10 protein-coding genes are annotated in these 18487 nt (G+C 44.2%); 7 read left to right on the top strand and 3 right to left on the bottom strand.

Going from position 1 to position 18487, the window contains the following annotated elements; all coding sequences use genetic code 11:
- Positions 1 to 2: 2 nt before the first annotated feature.
- On the bottom strand, positions 3 to 509 hold the full coding sequence (locus FD716_RS03730) for a GNAT family N-acetyltransferase (RefSeq protein WP_323808187.1): 507 nt from the start codon (positions 507 to 509) through the stop codon (positions 3 to 5).
- A 115-nt stretch (positions 510 to 624) separates the two neighbouring features.
- The gene (locus tag FD716_RS03725) at positions 625 to 1035 is read right to left on the bottom strand and encodes a ribonuclease E inhibitor RraB (RefSeq protein WP_139851018.1); all 411 of its coding nucleotides are present in this window, start codon (positions 1033 to 1035) and stop codon (positions 625 to 627) included.
- A gap of 534 nt (positions 1036 to 1569) precedes the next feature.
- On the opposite strand from FD716_RS03725, the gene FD716_RS03720 reads away from it, so the two are divergent.
- The 6 genes from FD716_RS03720 to FD716_RS03695 all read left to right on the top strand — a co-directional run bounded on the left by FD716_RS03720 (position 1570) and on the right by FD716_RS03695 (position 14189).
- Entirely contained in the window at positions 1570 to 2766 is a 1197-nt protein-coding gene (locus FD716_RS03720) for a YadA C-terminal domain-containing protein (RefSeq protein ID WP_139851017.1), read from the top strand.
- Between the two features lie 297 nt (positions 2767 to 3063).
- Positions 3064 to 4161 (top strand): ATP-binding protein, encoded by a 1098-nt coding sequence (locus FD716_RS03715; protein ID WP_139851016.1) that lies wholly within the window; start codon positions 3064 to 3066, stop codon positions 4159 to 4161.
- Between the two features lie 2 nt (positions 4162 to 4163).
- On the top strand, positions 4164 to 6887 hold the full coding sequence (locus tag FD716_RS03710; RefSeq protein WP_228714901.1) for a DUF5682 family protein: 2724 nt from the start codon (positions 4164 to 4166) through the stop codon (positions 6885 to 6887).
- Between the two features lie 100 nt (positions 6888 to 6987).
- Complete coding sequence (locus tag FD716_RS03705; protein WP_228714979.1) at positions 6988 to 8079, top strand: VWA domain-containing protein; 1092 nt, start codon at positions 6988 to 6990, stop codon at positions 8077 to 8079.
- On the top strand, positions 8076 to 10328 hold the full coding sequence (locus tag FD716_RS03700) for a hypothetical protein (protein WP_139851014.1): 2253 nt from the start codon (positions 8076 to 8078) through the stop codon (positions 10326 to 10328). Before FD716_RS03705 ends, FD716_RS03700 begins: the two co-directional genes overlap by 4 nt.
- 39 nt (positions 10329 to 10367) lie before the next feature.
- Positions 10368 to 14189: a DUF4132 domain-containing protein gene (locus tag FD716_RS03695; RefSeq protein ID WP_407641914.1), complete on the top strand. Its 3822-nt coding sequence runs from the start codon at positions 10368 to 10370 to the stop codon at positions 14187 to 14189.
- A gap of 8 nt (positions 14190 to 14197) precedes the next feature.
- On the opposite strand, the gene FD716_RS03690 is transcribed toward FD716_RS03695, so the two are convergent.
- Complete coding sequence (locus tag FD716_RS03690) at positions 14198 to 14662, bottom strand: hypothetical protein (RefSeq protein ID WP_139851012.1); 465 nt, start codon at positions 14660 to 14662, stop codon at positions 14198 to 14200.
- 9 nt (positions 14663 to 14671) lie between these two features.
- On the opposite strand from FD716_RS03690, the gene FD716_RS03685 reads away from it, so the two are divergent.
- On the top strand, positions 14672 to 18415 hold the full coding sequence (locus tag FD716_RS03685; RefSeq protein ID WP_139851011.1) for a DUF4132 domain-containing protein: 3744 nt from the start codon (positions 14672 to 14674) through the stop codon (positions 18413 to 18415).
- Positions 18416 to 18487: the final 72 nt, after the last annotated feature.

The following is an 18487-nucleotide window of genomic DNA, read 5'->3' as shown; positions in this document are numbered from 1 at the left end:
GCTTATACATTTTCCGATATTAGTGACCTTACCAAGACCACTTGATCAAGACAGCGAATGCCATTTTCATAAATGGCTTCAGGATAATCAAGAAAAATATCTTTTTCGATGTGACTCAAACGAAAGCCCATTTTTTGATAAAGCGCCAATTGATCCAGACTTGAATTCCCTGTTTTCACCCATAAACGTACGATATTTTGCGCTGCTGCAGCTTTAATCACATGTCGAATTAATATCTTCGCTAAACCTTGGCCTTGATAAGCAACATCAACACTTAAGTTTTTAATCTCTGCTTCATCGGCCCGATCCGTGACAGTCGCAACACAGATCTCTGCAATCCACTGCCCTTTATTTTTTATGGCATAGACCTGCGAGATCGCTAAATATTTTTTTACAAGCTGCCAGTCTGGATCGGCAGCGAGCAGAAGTGCTTTCAATTGCTCTTGTTGTTCTAAGGCTTGTTCAATATGTTCAATCAGGTACATTTTAAATTCATAGCTATTGCTCAAAATCCGACTAAAAAATAGACATAAACCCTTTTACTTGCAATCAAGCATATGCCATTTCACCAAAAATACAGTTAAAAAAAAGCCTTAATTAAGGCTTTAATTAAAAAACAATTAATTAATCAGTACGTTCAGCACTTTCTGGAAGTTCGTCATCGAGATCATCTTCGTCGAAGTCTTCATCATAAACATAGGCCATGCAGCCCCAGCCATCATATTCACCGTCAAATTGTTCAGCAATCCCGTTAAACCATTCTTCTAAATCAACGATATCCGCGTATTCCGGAATCATCTCAACATGAACAGTTAATACCCACTCTTCATCTGCCGTGTCTTCATCATTAAAGAAAGACACTTGTTGTTCTTGACGTAAAAGATGTAATGCAGCCTGTTCAAGTTTTTCTTGGTCTTTGAAAACAATAGCAAATTCGACTTGATGTGGTTCACCCAAGTCATCGCCATCTTCATACATTTGCCAAAGTACGTTGCCATTGTCATCGTCTGGAAATTGTTCATAGTCACGAGTCATAGGAAGGTCCTTAAAAGTTGACTGATTAACTGCCTACTACGCTAACAGATTTTGATGACACTTCAAGTGAATCGGAAAAATATTCATGGTGTTTATGCTGTCCGCATCAAAGGCTGCAATCGTCCTTAAATAATCCAAATGAAAATCAGATGATTCATGCAATTTAAGCCACTTGTCTTTATTGGATCTTGCAATTATTGAGGTCTTCAATAAGCACTCTTTCTGCTCGATTTAGCTCCCCTATAAAAAACAATTACAATATTTTTCATGATAAAAATATAATTAAATAATCAAAATATATCATTGGATTAGCATAATAAAGCACCAAAAACTATTAACTAAATCTTAACAATCATAAAAAATACTATTGCATCATTACAAAATAGAACCTATAGTGCGTCCATAAAGAACACTAATGCAAACTAAATCACCCTTTAAGTAAATTATGTGATTTTTAGTCGATTCTCTTTTAAATCAGACTTAACAAAAGATGAAACCGTAATTTTCAGATTTTGTGATACTTAGGAATAAAAAATGAAACTTTTTAACGTAAATAAAATTGTTGCTAGCATGATCGTTGTTGGTTTTGCAATGCCGGTTGCTTTTGCTGATGTTGTTCTTGGTGATGATTTTGGAAGTATCACCTTCAACCCTAATAATGATGGTGGTGTAGAAGGAGAATTTATAATTAAAAATGGGGGCTCTCACCCTAATATCAATAATGGTATTAATAATGCTGCAGAAACATTTAATTCAGGTAGAACAGAAACCACAATTACTACTCTCGATGGAACCAGCACCAAGAAAACAAGTTCTTTAACCGTTGGTGCAAATAATGTGACCTTAGTTAAGTACGATGAGAATGGTGCCGCAACTGAAGAAGGTTTAACGCTTAGCGGTGTAAAAGACGGAGAAATATCAGCAATATCAACTGAGGCAGTCAATGGTAAACAGCTAAATAAGGTAGATATTAAAGCGGACGCTGCTCAAGATACTGCAGACCAAGCAATCATTAATGCGAAAGCTGCGGATGACAAAGCCGTAGCTGCTCAAGGTACTGCAAATACAGCTTTAAATAATGCGAAAGCTGCGGATGACAAAGCTGTTGCTGCTCAAGGTACTGCAGACCAAGCAATCATTAATGCGAAAGCTGCGGATGACAAAGCCGTTGCTGCTCAAGGTACTGCAAATACAGCTTTAAATAATGCTAAAACTGCGGATGATAAAGCCGTAGCTGCTCAAGGTACTGCAAATACAGCTTTAAATAATGCTAAAGCTGCGGATGATAAAGCCGTAGCTGCTCAAGGCACTGCAGACCAAGCAATCATTAATGCGAAAGTTGCAGATGACAAAGCCGTAACTGCTCAAAATGATCTTAATGATTATAAAACTCAAACTGACACCACGCTCGGTCTACACGCAGGTCGTATCAGCCAAAATGAAACTGACATCATTGGTTTAAAATCTGATGTTGCAGATATTCGTCATGACTTACGTAACCAAAAAGATGAATACCGTGCTGGTATTGCAAGCCTTGCGGCAATGACCAATATCCCAACGGTACCGGGTAAAACGTTCTCTGCTGGTATGGGCGTTGGTAACTTTAAAAACAAAACTGCATTTGCGGCTGGTGCAAACTGGAACGTCAATGAAAATGTCTCAACCAAGTTCTCTGTTGGTTTTGAAAGCAGTGATGTGACCATTGGTACAGGTGTTGCGTTTGGTTTCTAAGACTGAGCAAGCTGCCACAAACTAAAAATTATTAATTTTAAGTTAAATTTGACCAACTTGGTCGATATCGTATTAATGGTTACGGCCGTTAATGCGATATTTTTTTAAGTAGTTCTAAATCATTTAATTTTCAATCACCTAACCCAATAAAAATTCAAAATACAGCTTAAATTCAGGTTATTTTAGCCCCCTTTACCCCTCGGTCTTAATTTGTCGCAGCATATTTTTATACGCTAGTCATCGCCATGATTGATGGTTATGATGTTTTTAATTTAATGTTTTATATGTAGTTATTCGATGGATATCAACACGCTCAACCAAGGACAATTAAAACTCAGTGCTGAACAAAAATATGCTGAGCAACTCAGTCGTCTAAAAGCCCAAGATCAACAACGCAAACCGCAAGGCTGGCAATTGTCTGCACATGCCGTGCGCAAGTTTATTTTGGGGGATAGTGCACTTGATATTCAAAAGAAATTTTATGGTGATGATGCGCTGGTTGATCGCGCCTTAGTGACCCTCATGGGCAATCAAGGTCTGATGTTGGTGGGTGAACCTGGTACAGCAAAATCAATGCTGTCCGAACTGTTCAGCACCGCAATTAGTGGTAGTTCGCAATACACCATTCAAGGCACAGCGGGCACTACAGAAGATCATATTAAATATTCATGGAACTACGCCTTGCTGTTGGCAGAAGGCCCTTCTGAAAAATCAATGATAGCCTCACCACTCTTCCATGCCATGCGCCATGGGCAGATTGCTCGCTTTGAGGAAATCACCCGTTGCCCACCTGAAATCCAAGACGTGTTGGTCTCGTTGCTGTCTGAAAAACAAATGATGATTCCAGAAATGGGCCAAGACCAGAGCCTATATGCCAAACATGGCTTTAATATTATTGCCACCGCCAACTTACGTGATCGTGGTGTGCATGAAATGTCTGCCGCACTGAAACGTCGCTTTAACTTTGAAACAGTGAAACCAATTCGTGACCGTCAGTTTGAAATTGAATTGGTGAACTTGCAGCTCAAACAACAACTGGGTGAGTTGTATAGCGAAATACAAATTCAAGCGCCCGTAATCGAACTGCTGGTTACCATTTTCAATGAACTACGCACCGGTCAAAGCCTACAAGGCGCCAACCTCAAAACCCCAGATGCGGTGATGTCCACGGCAGAAGCGGTCAATATTGCCCATGCGGCAGGCCTACAAGCCATCTATTTGGGTGATGGGATATTGCGGGCGGAACATATTGCACAACAGCTGATTGGGGTGGTGTTTAAGGACAATCCTGAAGATGCCAAACGTCTGCATTATTATATCGATACCGTGGTCAAAGAGCGCGCGCGTAAAGATGCCGATTGGAAAGCATTCTATGCGGCCAGCCGTGAGTTCTAAGCATGTCAGATTCTACTCAAAATGCATGGCCTGCGCGTTTATCACAAGCCATGCAAGACAAACAACAGTTGGCGATGACGCAAAACCTGTATTTTGCACCGATTCGACATCATAGTCCGGCCTGTGCTTATGCCTTGCAACGCTATATTCAGCAGATTCAACCCACGCATATCCTGATTGAAGCACCACAATCTTTTCAGGCCTTGTTGCCCAGCTTACTTAATGAAGCGACCCAGCCCCCGATTGCAATTTTTGCACAAGCCACCGCACCCAAAGCGGCAACCGACAGCGAAGATGCTCAGCCTGCATTGGCTTCTGCTTATTTTCCATTTTGTGAATATTCACCTGAATGGGTTGCCCTACAAGCGGGGCGTGAACTGCAAGCCAAAATTGAGTTTATTGATTTATCTTGGGCCAAACAAAGTGGCCTCAATCAACAGCAACAGCTCGATACCCAGCAACGTAGTCTGATGTCGGAGCGCTATTTGGCGCATAGCCAATTTATTCAACAATTGGCGCAGCAGCTGCATTGTCGTAATCACGATGAACTTTGGGATCATCTGTTCGAGCTACAAACCGTTGAACAATTGCAGCAGCCCGATATTTTTTTTAATGATGTATTTAGTTGGTGTGCGCTGGCACGGCTTGATTATGAACAAGATGTGTTATTACAAGAAGCTTCTTTGCATCGTGAAGATGTGATGTGGCAACAGATTCAAGCCAGTCTCGCACCTGCGCATAAAGTTTTGGTGGTGACGGGTGGTTTTCATACGCTGGCATTAATAGAACAATTGGCACATCCCCAACAAGCCCAGCGCTATGCGGTCACAGGTGCAGCGGCCCAGTGGCAAGAACAGGCTTGGCTGATTCGTTATAGCTTTGACCGGCTCGATGCCTTAAATGGCTATGCCTCTGGCATGCCCTCACCGGCCTATTATCAACAGTTTTGGCAAGACTTAAATATTGATTCAAGATCAAGTACCAGCCAGCAGATCTCAAACGCCAGTACCAATCAGCCGCAAAATGCCACTTATGTTGAAACGCAACAAGCCGTGTGGCAACAGCAATTACTGAACTATATTAGTGAGCTATGTCATTATCTGGATGCGCAATCCAGTTTAGAAGTGAATAGCTTTATTGCGATAAAAAACACCACCGAGCTGGCATGGCAATTGGCTGATTTACGTGGGCATTATCGTCCGAGCCGTTATGACCTACTCGATGCACTGCAAACTGCGTTGGTCAAAGGAGAGCTTGAAGATGGTCAACAGCAACTGTTTCAACATATTTATCAATTTTTAAGTGGGCAACAACTGGGAAGAATTCCAGCGGATCAAAGCAGCCCGGCACTGGTTGCCAACGTGTATACCCAAATTGAAAAATTTAGATTCAACTTAAGTGATACCTTACAGCGGCAACGTAAACTTGATGTCTACCGCAAAGATTTACATCAAGAAATCAGTCAATTTCTACATCTGCTCGAATTTGTTGACTGCGGTTTTGCACAACGCCTGTCTGGGCCAGATTATGTGCTTGGGGTCAGTCTCGATTTACTGTTTGAAGAATGGCGCTATGCATGGACACCAAGTGTTGAAGCCCGACTGATTGAGCTGTCTGAACAAGGCGATCAATTACAGCTGCTGGCCTTAACTAAACTGATGGCCAAACAACAGGACAATCAACAACAAGGTCTAGGCCAATCTGCGGCTGAAACTGCAAAGCTGTTGGCTTTGGCCTGTCGACTTGGACTAAAAAAACAACTTGATGGCTTTAATCAGCAACTCAATCAATTTTTAGAAACAGATCAAAATCTTGGTTCAGTGATTGCAGCAGCGCAGCAGCTCTACTATTTATGGCATGGCCGTAACTTACTGCAACTGCCAGCATCACGGTTACAACACAGTCTGATATTAGCATTGCGTCAAGCCTGTTTTTTGCTTGATCAACTGTATGACACCCATGAAGATAAAATTGAGGAAAACCTCAAACATTTAAAGCAGCTGCATGAGTTAATTTTAAATGTACAACTGCAATTCTCAGACCTGATCCATCTCGCATTTGCTGAAAATCCTGTGCAAACAGCAGACTCGCCCACCGCACCGACGACGCTCACCCCTACACCGTTGTTAGATTTGATGTATCAACAGATTGATCTGCAACAACTACGTGAGTTTCATTTAAGCAAGCTCAAAGGTGCGGTTGATGTACTGCGCTTTCTCGATCAACGCATGACCCAGCAACAACTTAGTCAGGAATTACAACTCAGTTTTGCTACAGGAAGTGAAGCCGAAGAAGCGGTGCAATATTTACAGGGCATGTTCTATATTGCACCTGAGATTTTTGTGCAGTCTGAAGTGGCGATTGAAGCACTACATCTGTTAATTGGTCAGTGGTCCGAAGTCTTCTTTATTCAAATTTTACCCGACCTCCGTTATGCCTTTAGTCAGCTCAATCCCAAACAAACCAGCGTGGTGGCGAAACGGATTGCCAAGTTGACTGGCTTAAGCCAAGACCTGGTACTCGATCAGGTCTTTGGTCAACTCAGTGAAGCCGAAGTACTGCAAGGCGTGCAGCTCAATCAACAACTCCAACAACTGCTAGCGCATGATCATTTGCTGCCGTGGTTTAAACATCCTCAACCACGCCTGCAACCCACTGCAACACATTTAAATCAAAGCATAGTCCAATCCACTGTTTCAGCGCAGGAGCCACCGCATGTCAAATGAACCACACTCGGTTAGCACTGCTGATAATACTGCTGAACAGCAGGCAGAGCTTGAAGCGGCAGCCATCGATCAACTTGATCAGGCACGGCGTTGGCGCTTAATGCTAGGACGTTATTCGGATCAAAATCTGTCTGAAGCACCGCTGAATGCCAAGCAATTGCAGATGGAACGACAACTCGATTATTTATATCAAAATGAATACAAGCGCCGAGGTATTGAACAAGGCAAAAGCCGACATGGCAGCCTCGATGCCTCGCAACTCACTGCGATTAACTGGCTTGATCAAAGTCGTAAACTGTTTCCAAAGTCGACTTTTGAACGCATGCAAAAACATGCGATCGAACGCTATCAAATGACCGAGTTACTCAAAAGCCCAGCGCATATCGAACAACTTGAGCCCAATCCAGCGGTTGCCAAAGCCTTACTGAGTTTGCGTGGGCGCTTGAGTGCTGAGATGAAAGATGCGATTCGCAGTCTGATTGCCAAAGTGGTTGAAGACATGCTGCAAAAGATTCGTCCACAGTTTATGCAGTCACTGCAAGGGCGTCGCCATCGTTTTCGCCGTTCGCATTTAAAACAGGCACAAAACTTTGATTGGCGCCGCACCATTCGAGAAAATTTGAAGCATTATCAACCCGACCGCCAACAACTGATTATTCAAAATCCCTATTTTAATGCGCGGGTGCAAAAGCATTTGCCTTGGGAAATTGTGCTGTGTGTGGACCAAAGTGGCTCGATGATGGATTCGATCATGTATGCCGCAATCTGTGCCAGTATTTTGGCGGCATTGCCTGCGGTCAGTGTTAGTTTGGTGCTATTCGACACCCAAGTGGTTGATCTATCGCATATGGCACATGATCCAGTGGAAGTGCTACTGACCATTCAACTTGGTGGTGGTACCAATATTGGCCAAGCACTGCAATTTTGTGCCAAAAAAATCAAACAACCACAACGCAGTATTTTAATTTTAATCAGTGACTTTGAAGAAGGCGGCTCAGTACAAACCATGCTCAATACCACTGCGGCACTAAAACAACAAGGCTGTACCCTGCTCGGTCTGGCTGCCCTCGATCAACAAGCCAATCCCGTCTATGACAGTAATATGGCACAACAGCTGCAACAACGTGGGATGCAAGTCGCCGCAATGACGCCTGAACATTTGGCGTCTTGGTTTGCCGAGGTGATGCAATGAGTTGGTTGATTTATTTACAATATGACGATGACAGCCTCAGCTTACACAGCAATGCGGGACTATTACGCCGTGCTAAAAAGGCCATCGATGAAGTCAGTTTAGAGCAGCTTGATGATGTACAACTGGATTTTAAGGTTGAAGATTGCGCGGTCAAACTCAGTCCACAAGGCATTGCCCAAGCCCAGTGCGACTGCCCTGCAACCAGTTGCTGCAAGCATATTTTAAGCAGCATTTTATGGATGCAGCAGCACCCTGAACAATTTACGGCAACGACAGCAACCGCAGCGACTCCCACAACAAACCAAACGCCTGCTGCAACAACTGATTCAAATCATGTCGATGCGACTACGCAATCGCAAGATCAAGCGGCAACCACCCATGCGACCGCTCCCAATCCTGTTGATGTCGCTGAGACTCAAGCAACAGTACAGTCCCAATCCAATAGCAGTCATGCGATAGCCCCATCAGGTGAACAAGCTGCGGCAACATTGGCGCAGGTGTTGGCGCTGGCTGTGCCGAAAACCTTAAAGCAAGTCAATAAAGCCGCACGGCGCTTGGCCTATCAGATTTTTCTTAATTGGCAACAACAGCCCGAACATTGTCAAATCGAGATTCAGGCCGATAAGATCAGCTTTCAAACTGACCTCAGCTCCAATAAAGTGCAACTATTCCCGCAGTTGGGCTTTGCTGGCATGCTGTCCGACATTGATGCCAAGCAACAAGCCGCAGCCCATTTGGCCTGTCTCGCGCAACTGTTTCAGACCCACGCAGCTGAACGCTGGCAATGGCCTGAGGATCTGGTCAGCACCGCAGCAACGGCTTCGGGGACTGCCCTCAGCGCAGATGATCTGGCATTTATTGCTGAGCTACAGCAGATGTGTCGCCATTTTATTCAACATGGCTTATCGCATCTGGCCAAAGAATCGGTGCTATCACTACATATTTTAAATATGCAGGCACGCGCACAGAATTTGCCACGTTTGGGCAGTGAACTGAGACAGTTACACGGTCTAATGCGGCAATTCTTAGCCGAAGATGTTCAAGTCACCGAGCAACAGTTATTTGATGGTTTGGCTTTACTCTATAGCTATTTGGCTGCATTACTTGCGGTACGTGATCAGCCCGAAGCCTTGCAGACCTTGCGTGGCAGCATTCAACAAGATTATCAGCAGCAACAATTTGAACATCTGATTCCGCTTGGCTGCGAATGGTGGCAATACGATAGCGGCGCACATGGATTGAGTTTATGTCTATGGGATGTGCAGCAACAACGTATGCTGGAAGTCACTCAAGCACGTGCCAATCATTTAGACAGCACCTTTAATAAAGACAGTGCTGCACAATCAGGGATTTGGGGCAGCAGTCTGGATTATTTACTGCAACACCAACTGCAACTGACCCAAGCCAAAACTAGTGGCGAACACCGACTTAGTGCCAGTCAAGAGACCCGTTTCATTCAGAAAGGTGCGATCAAGGCGCTTAGCCTTGAAGACTTCGATCAATACCACATGGCCATTGATGACTGGCAACAACTCGATCAACTGATTCATCCGCAGTCCAGTATTCAAGCCAATACACAACGCTATGTGCTCCTGCGGCATCGCGAAATTGACAAAGCAGAGCTGAATGAACTGGATCAATGTTTTGAATGTCGCGTGGTCGATCAACACGGCCTTGGCCTGAAACTGAGCCTCCCCGTTGCACCCGAATATCGTAGACGGATTAAGTATCTCAATGATTTAATTTTAAATCATCAGCCCGTAGCTACTTTGGTTCGACTAGACTTTTCCGCGCAACAGGTACAACTGATCCCCTGTAGTCTGCTGTTGTATAAAAATAAACAGCTCAGTATTTTTAGCTTAGACCATCATTATCCAGCCAGAGCGCCCAAGCAGAATGTATTTGAACTGATTGCTGGGCGGATTGAAAAAATGCTGGCGCAGAAAAAACAGTGGCAAACCGCAGTACACCGCACGCCACTGGAACTGCTGATAGAGCAAAGCCAAAGCTTATTTGAGTTTTATGCCAACATCGGTCGGGCGCAATTTGACCCGCAAGATCAACACAAATTTGCACAACTGACCCAGCAATTTGAAAACTTGGGGCTAGACCTTATTGCACAGAACTTTAAACACAATCGACAAGCGTCTCATCTCGCACATGCCCTCTTACAATGGCGTCAGCTGCTGCTGCAGTTACAACGTCTGCAATACAAGATTGTGCTAGAAGGACAAGTCATGTCGCACTAAAGCGTTGGAAATCTAGTGTTTTATAAAAAAATGCGTATTATTTTAAACCAGCTTATCTCTCATTGCGCCATGATCTCTCGCAGTGTGCGTGATTATGTCATCAGTCAAGGAATGTCCATGTCTAAACCCGTTTTTGCACCGATTCAAGCCTTAATCTCCCGCTCTCCGACACGCGTGACGGCATTACTCGAAACCATTATTGTGCCGTTGGCAGAAATTGATCCGCAATTGGCGGTGCAAAGCATGGCCTTTATTCTCGATGGCAGTCATGCCGAGATCTTATTTACCCTCGATCAGCAAGCCGATGACAAAGCCTTGGCACTTTTAGCCAAACCGGGTACTTATCGCTACTATTGGGCTCAGGCTGATATTAGCAAAGCCCAAGAAAAACTGGCCAATCAATCGCAAAAAGCGCGTAAAGAACTCTATGAACAATTGTTTGAACTGCTTGAGCCTGAACAGATTATTCGTTTCGGTCAGTTCTTAGCAGCCGCGACCAAACAGCGTAATCTCGACTATTTATATCCCGTGCTGCCACAATGGTTCCACTATGTGGTGATTGATGGCTTGATCACCAGTTTTAAAAATCTCGGTTTTAGTGAAAAAGACCATCAAAAAGCCATGCGTCAACATTGGAGCCTCGCCAAACTTGCAGCATTGCTAGAAGCAGACGAAGTTGGTCAATCGGCCCATTTACTTGGCTTTCTGTTTGAGCGTCAATCGGTACCGAGTTATTGCTCGGATGAACTGGATTTGATCTTTAAATTACCAGACAGTGCCAGCTATATTGCTGAACATTTGGTTCAGCGCCCACAGGTCATCCAAAGCTTAAGCATTGATGCACAAGATAAATTCCTAGACTATCTCAAAGGCAAAGAAGCGCTCCTGCCCGCTTTAGCACAACTGGTGGTCGCACTTTCAGTCAGTAAATCCAAAACCATTCGTGAAGCGGCCACCAGCTTTTTAGGCAGTCTGCCTGAATCAGATGCACTACAGCATTTAACCGCATGCTTGCAAAATGGCCTCAGCAAAGAACGTGGTTTTGCTGCGGAACTGTTGGCACGTCTCTTCCCAAGCAGTATCGAATGTTTAGAACAGGCCTATGCAGCAGAAAAACAAAAGTCGGTACAACAGATTATTTTGACTGCTATCCAACGTTTACAATCGATTGATCCCGCACAACAGCAGGTTCAACTTGATATTCCGCCTTTCAGTCCACTGCTTGAAACCACGATTCCAGAAAGTTTTACTGCAGTGATTTTAGATAACTATCAACAAGTCTTGGCCAAGGCCACACAAGCTGCAGCAGATGAGACCGAAGAAAATAAAACCCGAGATTATAAATATCACTGGGCCAATCAAAACCTAAAAAAACTGCAAAAAATCAAGCCTGAATCATTAAAAGCTGTGGTGGCTTATTTAAATGGGACCAAGGACTTAAAACATTTTGAATATGATGATCAAATCATTAGCCATAAGAACAGCTTAAAGAATTTACCTGAGTTTGGTCTGCTACACGCCTTGCGTTTACAGCGTCTTGGTGCGCGTCACTATATGCATTGGCCGTCGCTGTTTGATCGTCTCAAACCTGAGCAATATGTCAATTTAGAGCTGCGTCACTTGGTTGAAGCCTTGAAGCTTTGTGATTATAAAGACCCTGAACGTATTGTTGCTGAAGGTTTACTGCAAGACAATTGGACCGATCTTGGCGACTATATTCAAGATGATGAAAAAATTTGGCCATTTTTTGCAGAAAACATGGCATTTTTAACCGAAGCATTTGGTCTGAGCCCATCTTTGGCGGTCAATAGTTATCGTAATTTCCATGATGATAAAGCAATTAGCATCATCAACAAATTCCCAAGCCTACCGCAGCAGTTCATTCCACGTTTACTCGAATTTGCATTAGGCGAAAATAAACGTCTACGTCTTTCTGCACAGGAAACGCTACATCATCTGCCTGATATTCAATTGCGTGCGATCGAAGCCTTGGCTTCGGGCAAACAAGAAATTCGAATTACTGCAATTGAATGGTTGGCACGTTTACAACATTCAGATGCAGTGCCTGCCCTAAATAGTTTGTTGGCCAAAGAGAAAAAAGAAATTGTCCGTGCTGCGATCCTCACGGCATTGGAACAATTGGGGCAAGACATTAGCGCCTATTTGTCTGCCACAGTGTTGCTCAAAGAAGCCGAACAAGGCCTAAAAGCCAAACGCTCTACCAGCTTCACTTGGTTTGATCTGAGCAGCTTACCGGCAGTGACTTGGCAAAATGGCAAAGCCGTCAATCCACAGATTATCCAGTGGTGGGTGATTTTGGCGGAGAAACTCAAAGACCCGAAAGCCAATCAATTACTGCTGCGTTATATGGGCTTACTCAGTGAAAAAAGTCAGCAACAGTTGGCCAATCATATTTTACAAAGCTTTATTCACCAGGATAGTCGTGGCCCAACCTTAGAAGAAGCCACCGCACTTGCCGTCCAAGGCGCACCCTCACGATTGCAGAACTACCAAAATTGGTACAAACGTAATCCTGAATATTATGGTGAATATGCCAATGCCACGCTTGAGCAAATTATTGAAGAGATCAAACGCGAACATCTGGCCACCTACTTAGGCTCTGCAATTAAAAGCAAAGGCATGTTGGCGCTCATTAGCAGTGTGCAAGGCAGTCAAGCGGTGAAGCAATTGCAAGACTACATGAAAAAGCATTATCAGCGCCGTGCCCAAATCGAAGCCATGATTTCGGCATTGTCCTTAAGTAATGATCCATTGGTGATTCAACTCCTTTTAGGCCTATCACGACGTTATCGCACCGCATCAGTACAAAGCTTGGCGCATAGTTTGGTTGCTGAAATTGCAGAACGTAATCAATGGAGCAGCGATGAACTGGCGGATCGGACCATTCCAACTGCGGGCTTAGATGAACATGGCATTTTAAGCTTAGACTTTGGTGCTCGGGTACTGACGGCTTATGTTGATGACAAAGATAAATTTGTACTGAAAAATGAAGATGGCAAAGTGATTAAAGCCTTGCCTGCTGCGCGTCAAAGTGATGATGAAGCTTTGGTCAAAGAAGCCAAAGCTGCGTTCAGCAACAGTAAAAAAGAGCTTAAACAAGTTATCGACCTGCAAATCTTACGTCTCTATGAAGCGATGTGTAGTCAACGTCAATGGCCCGTTGCCGAATGGCAAGAATATATTGCGGCACATCCGATCATGCGTCGTCTAATTCAGCGTTTGGTTTGGCAAGAAGTGCTTGAAAATGGTGAACTGCAACATTTCCGTCCAAGCGATGACGGCAGCCTGCTCAATTTAGAAGATGATGAAATTGAACTGCAGCCGAACAGTAAAATTCAAGTCTCACATCGCGTCTTTGTCACCGCAGAACAAGCGGCAGCATGGCTCGTCCACTTTAAAGATTACAAAGTCAAATTCTTATTTGAGCAAATGACTCATGGCTTGCCAAGCGTTGCAGATGCCAAAGCAGAACTGATTGATGATCGTAAAGGTTGGTTAACCGACACCTTCACCCTGCGTGGTGTGGTAACTAAACTCGGTTATAAACGTGCAGCGATTGAAGATGCCGGTTCCTTTGACCGCTACACCAAATCCTATCCACAGCTTGGCCTAGATGTGCATATCAGCTTTAGTGGCAGCTATGTTCCAGAAGAAAATCTACCTGCGGTACTCTATGAATTGATCTTTGAACGTCCGGGTCGTCGTTATTGGGAAAACAGTGCCATCGAGATCAGTGAAGTACCACCAATTTTACTGGCAGAAAGCTATGCGGACTATTTAGCTATTGCCGATGCTTGCTCAGGCTTTGATCCAGAATGGGAGAAAAAGACGCCTTGGTGATGGGGGGCTTAGCGCACCTCTCCCTTGCCCGCTCCTTGAAAGGCATAGGTATCTACACATCTTTTGATATATGGATTACGATTCAAAGCAATCCATCCTTGCGCAGCAACGCTGCTCATCCATTTTTCTAAGGAAGGAGCGTTGTGTATCAAACTCAATATGATATTTAATGGAAGTTCCCCTCTTTGGAAAAGAGGGGCTAGGGGAGATTTGGTGTTGCTGAAATCTTCCTCGTTCCACTGTCCATAGTAGAACCAGAAAAGCGCCCCCCTCCCTAGCCCGCTCCTCGAAAGATGAAGGATAAAAGCGGATGCCCTCACCCTAAGCCCAAATATGTAATCAAGAGACAAATACTGTCGTACTAAGCAATTGTATATCTGGTGGTTTTTTAAAAAATGCGTATTATTTAATATACGCTCATCTGTGACCATGCCGAAATCGATCGCATTGCACCTGATGCTGTCATCAGCCAAGGAAAGTCCATGTCAAAAGCAGTTTTTGCACCGATTCAAGCCCTAATGTCGCCATACCCAAACCAACTGACCGCATTACTTGAAACCATCATCCTGCCATTGGCAGAAATTGATCCGCAGCTGGCTGTCGAAAGTATGGCCTTTGTCTTAGTCGGTGACCATACTGAAATTTTGTTAACACTCAATCAGCGTACCGATGACAAAGCCTTGGTGTTGCTCAATAAACCAGGAACCTATGTTAATTTTTGGGGACAAGCAAAAATTAGCCCAGCCCAAGAAAGCTTGGCCAAAGATGCAAAAACTGCACGAAAAGATCTGTATGAAAAGCTGTTTGAGTTACTGACTGCGGAACAAATTATTCGTTTGGGGCAGTTTTTCGCTGCTGTGACCAAACAGCAAAATCTCGCACATTTATATCCAGTGTTACCGCATTGGTTTCACTATGTGGTACTTGATGGCTTGGTGACGACCTTTACTAATCTTGGCTTATGTGAACAACAACATCGTCAAGCGGTGGTTGAACATTGGAGTCTGGCCAAACTTGAAGCCTTGTTAGAGGCAGATGAGGCTGGTCAAGGGGCGCATTTAATTGCTTTTCTGTTTGAACGCCAATCTGTTCCCAGTTATTACTCCGACGAACTCGACCTGATTTATAGCCTATCAGATACGACAAGCTATCTTACAGAACATCTGCCGCAGCTAGAACAGCTTATTCCTCACTTAAGCATTGATGCACAAATCAAGTTCCTTGATTTTTTAACGAAACAGCCTGCACTGCTACTGCAACTTTCCCAATTAATTGTGCAACTCACGGTGAGCAAGTCAAAAAAAGTGCGTGAAGCTGCCATCAGTTTCTTGAGTAAGCTACCAGAACCAGATGCCCTACAACATTTAACGCTGTTGTTACAACAGGGTGCGAGCAAGGAACGCGGTTCTGCCGCTGAACTATTGGCACTATTTTTCCCCAACAGCCTCGAATACTTAGAACAGGCATATGCTGTAGAAAAACAAAAATCAGTGCAACAGACCATTCTCACGGCCATGCAACGTTTACAGTCCGTTGCCCCAACAGAACAGCACGCTCAACTCGACATTCCTGTACTTCCCCCATTGCTCGAAACTAAACTCCCGAGCAGCTTTACAGCGGTGATCTTGGACAATTTCCAACAGATCTTGGACAAAGCCAAACTCGCTGCGGCAAATGAAATTGAAGAAAATAAGCACCGAGACTACAAACACGATTGGGCCAATAGCAATCTGAAAAAACTAAAAAAAATAACCCCAGCAATTTTAAACAGCGTCGTGCCCTATTTAAATGGTGAAGCAGAGTTAAAAATATTTCCCAATCATGATCAAATCATCAGTCATCAAGGTCTGCTGAAAAATCTACCTGAGTTCGGGCTACTTCACGCCTTACGCTTACAAGCGCTGAGTGGGAAAAATCACCTGCATTGGCCATTGCTCATGAGCAAACTCAAGCCAGAACACTATGCCGATCTCGAACTGCGCCATTTATCCGAAGCGCTCAAACGTTGTAACTACACTGATCCTGAACGTCTGGTTGCCTATGGCTTACTGTTTAATCAATGGAACGACCTGAATGACTATATTGAAGGTGCGGAAAAAATCTGGCCCTTCTTTGCTGAAAACACCGTACTACTCACGGAAGCTTTGGGCTTAAGCCCCTCTTTAGAATCCAATAAGTATCGCTATTTTAAAGACGATAAAGCCATTGAGATTCTTCAGCAATTCCCAAGCTTGCCACCACAATTTATTCCACGTTTATTGGAATTTGCACTGGGTGAAAATAAACGATTGCGTCTCTCTGCACAGGAAACACTGCATCATCTGCCAGATATTCATCTGCGTACCATTGAAGCACTCAATTCGGGTAAACAAGAAATTCGGGTGACTGCGATTGAATGGCTGGCTCGTTTACAACATCCAGACGCGGTCGCAGCGCTCAACAAGGTCTTGGCCAAAGAGAAAAAAGAAGTGGTACGTGCGGCCTTACTGACGGCATTGGAACAATTGGGACAAAATATTGATGCCTACTTGTCTGCCCCACGTCTACTCAAAGAAGCTGAGCAAGGCCTCAAAGCCAAACCATCCACCAGTCTCGCATGGTTTGATCTCAATCTTTTACCAGCAGCAACTTGGCAAAATGGTAAAGCGGTCAATCCACAAATTATTCAATGGTGGGTCGTGCTCGCTGAGAAACTCAAAGAGCCGAAAGCCAATCAACTGCTGCTGCGTTATATCGGGCTACTCAGTGAGAAAAGTCAGCAACAGTTGGCTCATCACATCTTACAAAGCTTTATTCAGCACGATACGCTGAGCCCGAGCTTAGCACAGGCCACAGACCTTGCAATTAAAGAGGCACCAGCACGGCTCAAGTCCTATCAACAATGGTTCCAACGCTACCCAAGTATCTATGCTGAATATGCCAATTTTACCCTTGAACAAGCCCATGAAGAAATCAAACGTGCCCATTTACTCACCTACTTAGGTTCCGCGATTAAAAGTAAAGGGATCTTGGCATTTATCTGTGCCGCCCAAGGAAGTTACGCAGTTAAACAACTGCAAGACTATATGAAACAGCATTATCAGCGCCGTGCCCAAATTGAAGCGATGATTTCTGCCCTATCCTCCAGTAATGATCCGTTGGTGATTCAACTACTATTAGGCCTATCACGGCGTTATCGCACCGCATCAGTACAACGTTTGGCGCAGAACTTGGTTGCTGAAATTGCTGAGCGTAATCATTGGAGCAGTGATGAACTGGCAGATCGCACCATTCCAACGGCAGGTTTAGATGAACATGGCATTTTAAACTTAGACTTTGGTGCTCGGGTACTCACGGCTTATGTCGATGACAAAGATAGCTTTGTGCTGAAAAATGAAGACGGCAAAGTCATCAAAGCCTTGCGTGCTGCCCGTCAAAACGATGATGAAGCCTTGGTCAAAGAAGCTAAAGCTGCATTCAGCAACAGTAAAAAAGAACTCAAGCAAGTCATCGACCTGCAAATCTTACGTCTTTATGAAGCAATGTGTAGTCAACGCCAATGGCCGGTTGCTGAATGGCAAGAATATATCGCAGCACATCCAATTATGCGTCGTTTGATTCAACGTTTGGTTTGGCAAGAGGTTTTGGAAAATGGTGAACTGCACTATTTCCGCCCTAGTGATGATGGCAGCCTGCTCAATTTAGACGATGATGAAATTGAGTTGCAACCGAACAGCAAGATTCAAATTTCACATGCAGTTTTTGTCACCGCAGCACAAGCGGCAGCATGGCTTGCTCACTTTAAAGATTACAAAGTCAAATGCTTATTTGAGCAAATGACCCATCAGTTACCAAGCCTTGCAGATACCAAAGCAGAACTGATTGATGATCGTAAAGGTTGGTTAACCGATACCTTCACCCTGCGTGGTGTGGCAAATAAACTTGGCTATAAGCGTGCGACCATTGAAGATGGTGGTTCTTTTGATCGTTATACCAAATCCTATGCGCAGCTTGGGCTAGAGGTACATATCAGTTTTAGTGGCAGCTATGTGCCAGAGGAAAATATTCCAGCGGTACTGTATGAATTGGTCTTTGAACGTCCGGGCAAACGCGCTTGGAATAACACCGCCATTGCAATCAATACGGTACCTCCAATTTTACTGGCAGAAAGCTATGCCGACTATTTGACCATTGCCGATGCTTGCTCAGGCTTTGATCCTGAGTGGGAGAAAAAGACCCCTTGGTGATGGGGGTCAGCGCACCTCTCCCTTACCCTCTCCTTGAAAAGAGAGGGCATAAAACCAGTCCGTTAAGACCAA

It is taken from the genome of Acinetobacter pullicarnis (genome assembly GCF_006352475.1).
Classification (GTDB): Bacteria; Pseudomonadota; Gammaproteobacteria; order Pseudomonadales; family Moraxellaceae; genus Acinetobacter; species Acinetobacter pullicarnis.
Note: the sequence above shows the minus strand (reverse complement) of the source record. Positions and strands in the feature narration are given on the sequence as shown.

What these genes read in the sequence shown, in the direction of transcription:
- FD716_RS03725 (WP_139851018.1), bottom strand. Translation starts at nt 1,035, where the DNA reads ATGACTCGTGACTATGAACAATTTCCAGACGATGACAATGGCAACGTA.
- FD716_RS03720 (WP_139851017.1), top strand. Translation starts at nt 1,570, where the DNA reads ATGAAACTTTTTAACGTAAATAAAATTGTTGCTAGCATGATCGTTGTT.
- FD716_RS03715 (WP_139851016.1), top strand. Translation starts at nt 3,064, where the DNA reads ATGGATATCAACACGCTCAACCAAGGACAATTAAAACTCAGTGCTGAA.
- FD716_RS03710 (WP_228714901.1), top strand. Translation starts at nt 4,164, where the DNA reads ATGTCAGATTCTACTCAAAATGCATGGCCTGCGCGTTTATCACAAGCC.
- FD716_RS03705 (WP_228714979.1), top strand. Translation starts at nt 6,988, where the DNA reads ATGCTAGGACGTTATTCGGATCAAAATCTGTCTGAAGCACCGCTGAAT.
- FD716_RS03700 (WP_139851014.1), top strand. Translation starts at nt 8,076, where the DNA reads ATGAGTTGGTTGATTTATTTACAATATGACGATGACAGCCTCAGCTTA.
- FD716_RS03685 (WP_139851011.1), top strand. Translation starts at nt 14,672, where the DNA reads ATGTCAAAAGCAGTTTTTGCACCGATTCAAGCCCTAATGTCGCCATAC.